Origin of the sequence: Bradyrhizobium sp. (assembly GCF_049798375.1) — a bacterium.
Lineage (GTDB): Bacteria > Pseudomonadota > Alphaproteobacteria > Rhizobiales > Xanthobacteraceae > Bradyrhizobium.
The window spans coordinates 1-9,962 of sequence record NZ_JBARGP010000080.1 but is presented as its reverse complement, the minus strand read 5'-3'; the positions used below and the strand labels follow the sequence as shown (position 1 = coordinate 9,962).

Annotated in this window: 16 protein-coding genes; 5 read left to right on the top strand and 11 right to left on the bottom strand. The window is 63.0% G+C overall.

Annotated elements, in window-relative coordinates; all coding sequences use genetic code 11:
* Nucleotides 1-396: 396 nt before the first annotated feature.
* The 3 genes from WA702_RS03655 to WA702_RS03645 all read right to left on the bottom strand — a co-directional run bounded on the left by WA702_RS03655 (nt 397) and on the right by WA702_RS03645 (nt 1,443).
* Complete coding sequence (locus WA702_RS03655; protein ID WP_425109166.1) at nt 397-783, bottom strand: hypothetical protein; 387 nt, start codon at nt 781-783, stop codon at nt 397-399.
* Between the two features lie 112 nt (nt 784-895).
* Entirely contained in the window at nt 896-1,087 is a 192-nt protein-coding gene (locus WA702_RS03650) for a hypothetical protein (RefSeq protein ID WP_425109165.1), read from the bottom strand.
* Nucleotides 1,088-1,197: 110 nt separating this feature from the next.
* On the bottom strand, nt 1,198-1,443 hold the full coding sequence (locus tag WA702_RS03645) for a hypothetical protein (protein ID WP_425109164.1): 246 nt from the start codon (nt 1,441-1,443) through the stop codon (nt 1,198-1,200).
* A 223-nt stretch (nt 1,444-1,666) separates the two neighbouring features.
* Here WA702_RS03645 and WA702_RS03640 point away from each other — a divergent pair, with 223 nt between their 5' ends.
* From WA702_RS03640 to WA702_RS03630, 3 genes are all read left to right on the top strand, one after another.
* Complete coding sequence (locus WA702_RS03640) at nt 1,667-2,629, top strand: hypothetical protein (RefSeq protein WP_425109163.1); 963 nt, start codon at nt 1,667-1,669, stop codon at nt 2,627-2,629.
* 175 nt (nt 2,630-2,804) lie between these two features.
* Nucleotides 2,805-3,230: a hypothetical protein gene (locus WA702_RS03635; RefSeq protein ID WP_425109162.1), complete on the top strand. Its 426-nt coding sequence runs from the start codon at nt 2,805-2,807 to the stop codon at nt 3,228-3,230.
* A 129-nt stretch (nt 3,231-3,359) separates the two neighbouring features.
* Entirely contained in the window at nt 3,360-3,557 is a 198-nt protein-coding gene (locus WA702_RS03630; RefSeq protein ID WP_425109161.1) for a hypothetical protein, read from the top strand.
* Between the two features lie 76 nt (nt 3,558-3,633).
* Here WA702_RS03630 and WA702_RS03625 read toward each other — a convergent pair whose 3' ends face one another.
* The 3 genes from WA702_RS03625 to WA702_RS03615 all read right to left on the bottom strand — a co-directional run bounded on the left by WA702_RS03625 (nt 3,634) and on the right by WA702_RS03615 (nt 4,832).
* Nucleotides 3,634-3,777 (bottom strand): hypothetical protein, encoded by a 144-nt coding sequence (locus WA702_RS03625; protein WP_425109160.1) that lies wholly within the window; start codon nt 3,775-3,777, stop codon nt 3,634-3,636.
* Between the two features lie 114 nt (nt 3,778-3,891).
* Nucleotides 3,892-4,371 (bottom strand): MaoC family dehydratase, encoded by a 480-nt coding sequence (locus WA702_RS03620; RefSeq protein ID WP_425109159.1) that lies wholly within the window; start codon nt 4,369-4,371, stop codon nt 3,892-3,894.
* Nucleotides 4,371-4,832: a MaoC family dehydratase gene (locus WA702_RS03615; protein ID WP_425109158.1), complete on the bottom strand. Its 462-nt coding sequence runs from the start codon at nt 4,830-4,832 to the stop codon at nt 4,371-4,373. Before WA702_RS03615 ends, WA702_RS03620 begins: the two co-directional genes overlap by 1 nt.
* A gap of 200 nt (nt 4,833-5,032) precedes the next feature.
* Between WA702_RS03615 and WA702_RS03610 the strand changes: the two genes are divergently transcribed.
* Nucleotides 5,033-5,326, top strand: a complete 294-nt coding sequence (locus tag WA702_RS03610; RefSeq protein ID WP_425109157.1) for a DUF4282 domain-containing protein — start codon at nt 5,033-5,035, stop codon at nt 5,324-5,326.
* A gap of 41 nt (nt 5,327-5,367) precedes the next feature.
* Here WA702_RS03610 and WA702_RS03605 read toward each other — a convergent pair whose 3' ends face one another.
* The 5 genes from WA702_RS03605 to WA702_RS03585 all read right to left on the bottom strand — a co-directional run bounded on the left by WA702_RS03605 (nt 5,368) and on the right by WA702_RS03585 (nt 9,159).
* The gene (locus WA702_RS03605) at nt 5,368-5,817 is read right to left on the bottom strand and encodes a hypothetical protein (RefSeq protein WP_425109156.1); all 450 of its coding nucleotides are present in this window, start codon (nt 5,815-5,817) and stop codon (nt 5,368-5,370) included.
* 344 nt (nt 5,818-6,161) lie between these two features.
* Nucleotides 6,162-7,259: a redox-regulated ATPase YchF gene (gene ychF / locus WA702_RS03600; protein WP_425109155.1), complete on the bottom strand. Its 1,098-nt coding sequence runs from the start codon at nt 7,257-7,259 to the stop codon at nt 6,162-6,164.
* Nucleotides 7,260-7,292: 33 nt separating this feature from the next.
* Nucleotides 7,293-7,898, bottom strand: coding sequence for an aminoacyl-tRNA hydrolase (gene pth, locus WA702_RS03595; RefSeq protein ID WP_425109154.1), 606 nt, complete (start codon nt 7,896-7,898; stop codon nt 7,293-7,295).
* 84 nt (nt 7,899-7,982) lie between these two features.
* Complete coding sequence (locus tag WA702_RS03590; RefSeq protein WP_425109153.1) at nt 7,983-8,684, bottom strand: 50S ribosomal protein L25/general stress protein Ctc; 702 nt, start codon at nt 8,682-8,684, stop codon at nt 7,983-7,985.
* A gap of 190 nt (nt 8,685-8,874) precedes the next feature.
* Nucleotides 8,875-9,159, bottom strand: coding sequence for an accessory factor UbiK family protein (locus tag WA702_RS03585; protein WP_425109152.1), 285 nt, complete (start codon nt 9,157-9,159; stop codon nt 8,875-8,877).
* Nucleotides 9,160-9,316: 157 nt separating this feature from the next.
* Between WA702_RS03585 and WA702_RS03580 the strand changes: the two genes are divergently transcribed.
* Nucleotides 9,317-9,962 (top strand): dienelactone hydrolase family protein (locus WA702_RS03580; RefSeq protein WP_425109151.1); only part of this gene is annotated, 646 nt, incomplete at its 3' end.

Genomic DNA, 9,962 nt, shown 5'->3' with positions numbered 1-9,962 from the left:
CTTGACGCCTTGCTGATCCCGGTGAAAAGAAAACGAACCGGTGTTGCGACGACCGCCTGAGCCCAAGGGCGATCTCGGCTGAGCCTGTGGTTCTGCCGCGTGCTTTTTGTTGCACGCGGACCAGGGTGCGGTCGGCACCCGGCCTTCCCTGCGCCCTCTACGCTTTAGAGGGTCAGATGTGCTCATAGCTCGGACGCCTATGTGTCGCGAGGACGTCACGCCATATCTCATCGTCATACTCCGCGTATGCGGAACATCCAGTACGCCGCGGCCTTTCGGTCAATCACGGCTGCCTGGGGAATACTGGATCGCCCGCTTTCGCGGACGGCGAAGTAAGCAATAGCTATTTGAGCGCGTGAATAGGAATTGACGATGGCATCGACAGGGGGCGCCCGTCTACCTCATGCTCAGTGCCGCGACTGCGAGCAGCGACATCATGATGATTGACGTCACCAGTTGCACCGAGACCCGCGGCTGCGCGCGCCATTGAGCGACCTTGTCGGCCAACGGCAGCAGAGGATCGAAGAATAGCGGTTCGTATCCATACTTGAAAATCATGCGACAGCGAGGTCCCGAGAGCAAGGGCGTGAGCAACGCATGGGCGATCGTCGCGATGACCACGAAGCTGATGGCGCCCCATTCTGGACGGACCAGATCTTGCCGAGCAAGCCGCAGCATCAGCGCGGCGCCGGCATAGGTGGGCAATCCCTGCAGGATGGCGGTGAGGATGACGCCTTCGAGCCAGTTGGCGAAAGGCGACTTCGGAGCGACGATGGCGGTCATGGCGGTCCCGTTTAGTCCTCGGCGAGGACGTCATGCCGGACACGCTATTCAACAATCTCCGCCGTCACCGTGAGCGATGTCACGTGGCGATCCCGGCCACCACGGCGTGCCATCAGCCGGACCGTCGATGGCTGGTGTTCTGGGAGAGGTTGCCGTGCGCGGCCTGCTCGCGGATATTGTGCTTTTCGTCGTCGCGATGGCCTCGCGTGGTGTCGAGCGGCACCGCCGGCGCGCTGCCCGGACCCTTGTGGCTCTGGTTGTCGTCCGGCACCGGGGGGATGGTCTTGTCGAGCGGTTTGGTCATGCGAACCTCGTTGGCCCTGGTTTGCCTAGCCGTCTTCGCAACGAATCGAACGGCCACGGACCAGCCCCGGCCGTTGAAGATGTGTCGAGTTGACCGTGTCAGCTCCCGGGTTACATGCGGCCGCGGTCGTTCACCTGGCTCTGCTGTTGCTGCTGACGATCCTGGTCCCGCTCCTGCTGGTTGGCGCGGTGACGGCCATAGAGGCAGCCGGCAGCGGCACCGAGCATGCCGTGATGTCCGGCATAGTGGCCGGCGACGCCGCCGACGATGGCGCCCTTGATGCAGCCCTTGGCCTCGGCGGCCTGCGTCGAGGCCAACGCCAGCGCGGCAACCGACAATGCGATGATGGTCTTCATGATGCGATGCTCCGGGAGAGGATTTCATCCATTAACCGCCGCCGCGCATTCGGGTTCCGCGGAGAGGCAGCGGTGCGCGATGCGATCAGGCCTATGTCCGACCTTGAGCTGACCTTGAATATTTTGTGCATCGCACAACAACGTGAATCTCATCGCCACATTTTTGGCGCCAGGATTCGACCATAATTCGGCAAGAATTTCCGAGGGGCGGGGTTTGACTTCCATGACAGTTCGCGATTGCGCGCTGGTGCTGTGTGTCGCAGCCGGCGTCGGCCTTCTTTTGCCACCTGCCTTGGCGCAAAGCCTGATGCAGCCGCCGCCGTCCAAGCCGCTGGAACTCACCCCTTGGGGTCGGATCGCGCCACCGCCGCCACCCGAGGACAGCGCCGACGATGAGGCGGAGGATGCGCCGGCAGCGCAGACCGCTGAGGCCGAGCCCATGAAGGACGTCGACGTGTCCAAGCTCGATTGGAGCCAGATCGTCGTCGACGCCAACAGCTTTTCCGACCACCCGGGTGCGAAAGCGAAATCCGGCAAGGGGGCAACCGCAGGCGGGCCCGACCTGAGCTGGTCGAACCAGAACCGTGCCGACGGCTCCTCGGGCGTCTCGGTGAAGCAGAGCATCTCGCCGTTCTGGGATACCCGGATCGGCGCCGACATGACGGTGACCAGGCAGCCGACCACGATGTCGGAGCTGCTGGCCGAGAAGGCCGAGAACGGCGGCAGCGCGTCGCAGAATGGCGGCAGCGCCTGGGCCGCCGTCACCGCGCCCGGCGCCGGCTCGATCTGGGACAAGACCGCGGTCGAGGCGCGGGTCGATCCGGGCTCCGACCAGAGCAAGATCGGCGCCACCATCACCAAAGCAGTGCCGCTGATCGACGAATATAGGCTCAGCCTGCAGAACGGCTACAACGTCTCCCAGCAGGGCATGGTGCCGCTGCCCGGAGCCGCGCCGCGCACCAACCGCAGCTTCGATACCGACCAGTCCGCCAAGCTCTCGATGGACGGCACCGGCACCAGCCTCTCGGCCGGGCAGACGCTGTCGTCGGGCGACGACAAATGGCTGCGCCATATCGGCGCCGAGCAGAAGCTCACCGATAGCGTCACGGTGTCGGGCTCGATCGGCGAGACCGCGCAGGGCGCGACCAGCAAGAGCATCACCGCAGGCTTCAAGAAGAGCTGGTGACGCTTTTAAGGGACCCCCGCGGCTTTAAGGTTACCGCGTGGCGGGCCGGGAATCGTCCATTCACCGCCGCATCTTGGCCGCGATGTGGTCAAAATTGGCAGTGCAGATGCGTTGCCTCTTAGTTCGCCGTGCGGGGACACCGCGCTCGATTTCACGCGAAACAGGGAATTAGCCGATGAGTGTTATTCGTCCGGACAAGATCGAAGGAACTGAAACCGAGCTGGATGGCGGCGATCTGGCGGCGGTCTCCGAAGTCGAAGCCGGCATTCGCGATTTCGTCCGCAATGATATCGCCTATCTGCGCCGTCCGGTGTCGGTGACCGGCTCCGAGCCCGCGGTCGACGGCGCCGCAACAGACGCCGCCGTCACCAACGTCAATTCGCTGATCCAGCGCGTCGCCGGCACCTCGCTGTCGGAGATCGAGAACCTGATCGCGGAATTGGAAAGCCTGCGCGACGTGCTTCATGCCGAAGGCCAGCGCGTCCAGCGCGAGATCTCGAGCTACGCCCAGCTCAGCCAAGCCGCGATGAAGTCCACGCGCATGATCGCCGAGAACGTGACGCAGTGGAAGCGCACCGCCGACGGGCTGCGCAACAGCTGAGGTTTGGTCCGGCGCAGGCCGCGCCAGCCAACACCCATAACGATTTGCCGCCGCGCGGGCCGCCTGCGCGGCGGTTTCGATTTGGACAGCTTGGAGCTCATATTCGGAAACGGTTGAACGTTCGATGACATGCCCGCGACCAAGCACTGGGCCCGCCGCGATGGCGGTGTCCCGTACGCAGGGGCTGTTGTGGAAACGATCCGACCGGAGAGCACCGACCCCATTCCCCTGCGGCAGTCACCGCAGCGGATCGGCACCATCATGGTGCGGTTCGTCGGATTGCTGCTGGTCGCGATAGCAGCATTGGTGCTGCTCTGGATCCGATAGGCTCATCCCGTTCAAGGGACCCGTAGGCGGGATGCGCGACGTGCGGCATCTGCGCGCGTGGTTAACGAAGTCTTAACTACTCGCTGATGGTCGCAGTGGTCTCGAGTGAGTAGGAGCCGTCGGCATAACCCTTCACCACCATGCCGGTGGCCAGCATCACTGCAAGCGTCACGCTGGCAAAGATAAAGCCAACAAGTTTCAGGCCGCCGCGATCCGCCATGTTCGTCCCCGAGAAGTCGTGTGCTGTGAGCAGTCTTATAGTGTCGGGGTTCAAAATGCGTTAGCGCCAAGTTTGTTCCGCCTGCACAATCCGAGGCGAAGTGACCTTTTCGCCTCAACCATTGTTCCGCCTTGGTACAAAGGCCGAAGCGAGAAACGAGAAAGCCAGCTCGCCGCGCTGATTGGTCCCGATGTTGCGCGACTGAATGATGCCCCATTCCGGACGCGATGACGATGCCCGCAGAGATTCGATTTCGCCTGCGAAGCTGATCGTATCACCGGCGAGCACCGGCCTCAGCCAGCGCAGCTCGCGGAAGCCCGGTGACGGTCCGCCGACCGCGATCTCCTCGCCGCGCTCACGCGCGAGCTGCGCGAGACGTTGATTGTCCGCGACCAGCAGCTTCATGCAGACCGAGCCGACATGCCAGCCGGAAGCCGCCAGGCCGCCGAACAGCGAGTTGCGGCCGGCCTCCTCGTCGAGATGAAAGGGCTGCGGATCGAATTGGGCGGCGAAGCGCTTGATGTCCTCGGCCGTGAAGGTGAAGGAGCCGATGTCGCGACGCTGCCCGACCTTGAGATCTTCGAAGAATCGCATCAGCCCGCCTTGTTGTTGGCGTCGCGCCGCTTGACGATGATCGGCGAGACCATCTCGCACAGGGCGTCGCCGGCTTTGTTGCGCACCGTGCATTTGAAGGTCACAATTCCGGTCTCGGGACGGCTGTTCGACACCCGCGCTTCGACGACATCGACATCGAGCATGAGGTCGTCCCCGGGGCGCAACGGGGACAGCCATCGCACCTCGTTGACGCCGGGCGAGCCGAGCGATGCGGTACGGTTGATGAAACCGTCGAACAGCATCCGCATCGTCAGCGAGCACAAATGCCAGCCCGATCCCGACAGGCCGCGCAACATTGATTCGCGCGCGGCATCTTCATCGAGATGCATCGGCTGGGGATCGAACTCCGCGGCGAAGGCGATGATCTCCTCGCGCGAGACGTGTCGTGGACCAAAGCTGCCGAAACGGCCTTGCGTAAAATCTTCGAAGGTGAGGGTCATGGATCGAGAAATTGCGGAAAGGAGCCTGATTGTGGCCGCACTTTGCAGCAATCACAACCCGCCCGCTTCGCATGGCTCGTGCTCCATATTGCCGGAAAGACAACGGAGCGAGGCTTCACCGCCACCACCGGACGGGACTGGACCGCAGAGCTGTCGGACCAGAGACTTGCACTACAATTCGGCGTTGCCGGGGGATGAGGATGTTCGAATTTCGCGACCTCTTTCAGTGGGACCGTTTCATCACGCCCACCATCATCAAGACGTTTTATTGGCTGGTGATCGCGCTGGTGGTGCTGTTCGGAGTCTCTGGCATCTTCTCGGGGTTGGCCGCGATGGCGATCAGCCCGTTCGGCGGTTTTCTGATGCTGTTGTCCTCGATCGCCGGCGTCATCGTCGGCATCGTGTTCTCGCGCATCGTCGCGGAGTTCGTGCTGATCGTGTTCCGCATCAACGAGCATCTCGGCGCGATCCGCGAACAGGGTCGGCTGCACTAGCTCATTGCCTTTTGTGACGAGCCGCGCACGCAGGCGCGGCTTCACTCGACGTGATAGGTCAGGGATGTCGAATTCGCAGCTTCGATAACGATGGTCTGTCCCAGCATAGGCACGCGCGGATCGACGCGCCAATCGACGAGAACAGGAATCGTGGGTTGCGGGCTGCTCACGGTGACCAAGGGGACACGACGAATATGAGCCGTCCTGCCGGTTGCCACCGTCCCGGACGCGGGGGCGGAACCGACCACGTTGGAAATACTGGTCTGCTGCTCCGTCGGGGCAATTGAGACCCTGGTGTTCAAAGTGGTGGCGTTCGATTGAATGACGACGTCATTGCAAAGCAAAATGGCTTTGTTGCCCTGCAGGCCGCCGTACTGGATTGTCGTGAGACCCGTTGGCCTTGTGCGTCCAAAAATATCGGCATGCCCGGCAATGTTTGGCAGGCTCTCTTTGCCCTCCACCCTGAGAACGGTGTCTCCGACGCCGGCCACGAGTGATCGCCCGACCGGGGTCGTTAGCACTGATTGCTGCTGCACAGGAGCGCAGCCGCTCAACAAGACCACGAGCAGAAGCACACATCCCCGCCGCATATCCCCATCTCCCCCGCCCGATCGCCCAACGGCGTCGCCCTGCTAGGTTCCAAGTATATCGGCAAGGTATTCGGGCGCAACAGCTCCGCAACCTCCGGCTGCTGGGATTGTCACAAAGCCCGTGGCGACAAAATCGCCGCAGACAGGCTCTCCCGATGTCGAATCGGTCCGAAATGTCAGTCGATCCGGAAAGCGACAAGGATCGCCTCACACGTCACGCGGGTAGCGCCGGCCGCGCCAGAACCTCAATTATTGAAGCGGAAATGCATGACGTCGCCGTCGGCGACGACGTACTCCTTGCCTTCCAGCCGCAGCTTGCCGGCGTCGCGCGCCCCGGCCTCACCGCCGAATGCGACGTAGTCGGCATAGGCGATGGTCTCGGCGCGGATGAACCCCTTCTCGAAGTCGGTGTGAATCACGCCCGCCGCGGCCGGAGCCTTGGTGCCGCGATGAATGGTCCAGGCGCGCGCTTCCTTTGGTCCCACGGTAAAATAGGTGATGAGGTCGAGCAGTTGGTAGCCCGCCCGGATCAAGCGATCGAGCCCGGCTTCTTCGAGTTCGAGCGTCTCCAGGAAGTCCACCCGCTCTTCGCGCGAGAGCGTCGCAATCTCGGATTCGATCTTGGCGGAGATCACCACCGCAACGGCGCCCTCTTCCTTGGCGCGCGCAAATACCTCGCGCGAGAAGTTGTTGCCCTCCTTGGCCGAGCCTTCCTCGACGTTGCAGACATAGAGCACGGGCTTGGAGGTCAAAAGGCCGAGCATGCCGAAGGCGCGCTCCTCCTCGGCCTTTCGTTCCAGCAACCGCGCCGGCTTGCCGTCACGCAGCAGCACGAGTGCGCGATTGACCAGATCGAGCTGCTCCTTGGCGTCCTTGTCGTTGCCCTTGGCCCTCTTGGCCAAATTGTCGACACGCTTCTCGAGGCTGTCGAGATCAGCCAGCATCAGCTCGGTCTCGATGGTCTCGATATCGGCGAGCGGGGCGATCTTGCCCTCGACGTGGGTGATGTCGGAATCCTCGAAGCAGCGCACCACATGGGCGACGGCATCGACCTCACGGATGGTGGCGAGGAATTGATTGCCGAGGCCCTCACCCTTCGAGGCGCCGCGCACGAGGCCGGCAATATCGACGAAGGTCAGCCGGGTCGGAATGATCTGCGCCGACTTGGCGATCGCAGAGAGCTTGTCGAGCCGCGGATCAGGAACGGCGACCTCGCCGACATTGGGCTCGATGGTGCAGAACGGATAGTTCGCCGCCTGCGCCGCGGCCGTCTCGGTCAGCGCATTGAACAGCGTCGACTTGCCGACATTGGGCAATCCAACGATTCCGCATTTGAATCCCATGATCCGTCCTGACTATTGGTTGAGCCGACGCGCCTACGAAGCGGCCGCATCGCCCTTGTCCAGAAATCCCTTGGCTTGTAACGCCAGATACACCTTGTTGGCGAAGGTGGCATCGCGCTTGCCGATCAACAGGCCTGCATTGTCGGCCACCGCCTCGCACAGCGCCTCGACCCAGGGCATGTCGGCTTTGGCGAAATCCGACAGCACATGGCCGTGCACCAGTTCCTTGACGCCGGGATGACCGATCCCGAGCCGCACGCGGCGATACTCATTGCCGATATGCGCCGAGATCGAGCGCAGGCCGTTATGGCCGGCAATGCCGCCGCCCACCTTCACCCGCAGCTTGGCCGGCTGCAGCTCGAGCTCGTCCTGAAATACGGTGACGTCGCCAGCATTGATCTTGAAGAAGCTCGCGGCTTCCTGCACGGCGCGCCCCGACTCGTTCATGTAGGTCGTGGGCTTGAGCAGGATCACCCGCTCGGACTCGAGCGTGCCTTCCGCCGTCTCGCCCTGAAAACGGCGGCGCCACGGCGAAAAGCGATGATGTCGCGCAATCTCATCGACGGCCATGAAGCCGATATTGTGCCGGTTGCGCGCGTATTTCGCGCCGGGATTGCCGAGGCCGACAAAGAGCAGCATGACGCGGCATCCACGCTCGTTCAGTGCGCCGCGTCAGCAGGACAGGCCCATGGGCCCACCTGCTGACGTCGGCTGGATACCGGCTTACTTCTTCTTGTCGCCAGCGGGCGCCTTGGCTGCGGCAGCAGGCGCCTTGGCGCCAGCAGCCGGAGCCGCTGCGGCAGCCGCCGGAGCAGCTCCAGCCGCCGGAGCAGCCGCAGCCGCCTTCTGCTCTTCGCCATAGCCCGACGGCGGCACGATGGTCACGAGCGTCGCATCGTCGCGCGACAGCGTCTTGACGCCTGTCGGCAGCTTGACGTCGGAAATGTGCAGCGAGTGATTGATCTCGAGCGCACCGACGTCCGCCTCGATGTATTGCGGGATGTTCTCCGCAAGGCATTCGAGCTCGAGCGTGTGGGTGACGATGTTGACCGTGCCGCCACGCTTCACGCCCGGCGAAGTTTCGCCGTTGATCACGTGCAGCGGTACGCTGACGCGGATGGTCGCACCTTCGCCGAGCCGCATGAAGTCGACATGGATCGGGAAATCGCGCACCGGATCCAGGTGGAAGTCGCGCGGGATCACGCGGTGGTTCTTGCCGTCGAGGCTGATGTCGACGATCGTGGTCAGGAACCGACCCGCGAGAATCCGCTGGCGCAGTTCGCGGTCCTCGACCGAGATCGGGAGGGGGGCCTGGTTGTCACCATAGATCACTCCGGGCACTCTCCCGGCGCGACGCTCTGCCCGTGCGGCCCCCTTGCCGACTGACGGACGGGCGGTCGCCTTCAATTCCTTGACGGTCGCCATATCATAAGTCCTTGTTTCTAAAAAGTTAAAGGCCGCAGCGCGGCCCATCTTCGTGGTCTCGTGTCAGGTCCACGACAAGCCTCCAGGGGTGCGGGGGGCGTGGACGTGGCGGCGTTCTAGCCGCAAAGCATCAAAATGACAAGGAAATGAAGGGAATTTTGTCCCCCGGCGACTGCGGAGGGCACTGGCTTCAGACCGCCGGCGTGCCCTCCGGCCCGCCGGCAGCGCCGCCGAGCTTGCTTTCCAATACTGCGATCCGGGCCTTCAGCGCCTCGTTCTCCTCACGCGCCAGCCGGGCCATGTCCTTGACGGCCTCGAACTCCTCGCGCTTGACGATATCGAGGTCGTTCAGAATCTTCTCGGCCTGGGCCCGGATCACCATATCGACCTCGCGCTTCATGCCCTGCGCCGCGCCGGCCGCATCGTTCATCAGGCGACCAATTTCGTCGAAAAAGCGATTGGTGGTCTGGGTCATCTCAAAACTCCCGGTTGCCTCGCAGCTGTTGATCCGACAATGGCGATCTGCGCAGTGACATTCAAGTCCGCCGTCGCCTTGTCACGTTGCGGTTTCCTTGCCATCGTATTGCGTGCACAACGAATTCCTGAAGACGCGGCAAACGCTGAGAGTCAGCATGATTGACCAGCAGATCGACATCCCGACCAAGGACGGCCACACCACCACTTTCATCAGCCATCCCGAGCGCGGTGGCCCCTTCCCGGTCATCCTGTTCTACATGGATGCGCCCGCGATCCGCGAAGAGCTGCGCGATATGGCGCGCCGGCTGGCGACATCCGGCTATTACGTGATGCTGCCGAACCTCTATTATCGCTCCGGCGTGATGGAGCTCGGACCGTTGCCGAGCGATCCGGAAGCACCGGAACGCAAGCGCATGTTCGAGCTGATGGCCTCGATCAACATCCCGATGGTGATGGAGGACACCAAAGCTCTCCTCGCCTATGCCGAAGGCCAGGCCGCCGCTAACACCCAGATCGTCGGCACCGTCGGTTATTGCATGAGCGGCCGTTACGCGATCAATGCCGCCACGCATTTCCCGGATCAGGTCAAGGCCGCCGCCTCGATCTACGGCACGCATCTCGCCACCGATCAGCCCGACAGCCCGCATCTGGCGGCCGCGAAGACCAAGGCAGACTTGTACTTCGCCTGCGCCGAGACCGACATCTACGCGCCGCAGGAAATCATCGACAAGGTTACGCAGGCCATGCGCGAGGCCAAGGCCGAGGTCGAGGTCTATCCGGACACCCATCACGGCTTCGCCT

Excerpts from the sequence above, each read along its gene's own strand:
- WA702_RS03655 (WP_425109166.1), bottom strand. The coding sequence starts at position 783 with ATGACCGCCATCGTCGCTCCGAAGTCGCCTTTCGCCAACTGGCTCGAA.
- WA702_RS03650 (WP_425109165.1), bottom strand. The coding sequence starts at position 1,087 with ATGACCAAACCGCTCGACAAGACCATCCCCCCGGTGCCGGACGACAAC.
- WA702_RS03645 (WP_425109164.1), bottom strand. The coding sequence starts at position 1,443 with ATGAAGACCATCATCGCATTGTCGGTTGCCGCGCTGGCGTTGGCCTCG.
- WA702_RS03640 (WP_425109163.1), top strand. The coding sequence starts at position 1,667 with ATGACAGTTCGCGATTGCGCGCTGGTGCTGTGTGTCGCAGCCGGCGTC.
- WA702_RS03635 (WP_425109162.1), top strand. The coding sequence starts at position 2,805 with ATGAGTGTTATTCGTCCGGACAAGATCGAAGGAACTGAAACCGAGCTG.
- WA702_RS03630 (WP_425109161.1), top strand. The coding sequence starts at position 3,360 with ATGCCCGCGACCAAGCACTGGGCCCGCCGCGATGGCGGTGTCCCGTAC.
- WA702_RS03625 (WP_425109160.1), bottom strand. The coding sequence starts at position 3,777 with ATGGCGGATCGCGGCGGCCTGAAACTTGTTGGCTTTATCTTTGCCAGC.
- WA702_RS03620 (WP_425109159.1), bottom strand. The coding sequence starts at position 4,371 with ATGCGATTCTTCGAAGATCTCAAGGTCGGGCAGCGTCGCGACATCGGC.
- WA702_RS03615 (WP_425109158.1), bottom strand. The coding sequence starts at position 4,832 with ATGACCCTCACCTTCGAAGATTTTACGCAAGGCCGTTTCGGCAGCTTT.
- WA702_RS03610 (WP_425109157.1), top strand. The coding sequence starts at position 5,033 with ATGTTCGAATTTCGCGACCTCTTTCAGTGGGACCGTTTCATCACGCCC.
- ychF (WP_425109155.1), bottom strand. The coding sequence starts at position 7,259 with ATGGGATTCAAATGCGGAATCGTTGGATTGCCCAATGTCGGCAAGTCG.
- pth (WP_425109154.1), bottom strand. The coding sequence starts at position 7,898 with ATGCTGCTCTTTGTCGGCCTCGGCAATCCCGGCGCGAAATACGCGCGC.
- WA702_RS03590 (WP_425109153.1), bottom strand. The coding sequence starts at position 8,684 with ATGGCGACCGTCAAGGAATTGAAGGCGACCGCCCGTCCGTCAGTCGGC.
- WA702_RS03585 (WP_425109152.1), bottom strand. The coding sequence starts at position 9,159 with ATGACCCAGACCACCAATCGCTTTTTCGACGAAATTGGTCGCCTGATG.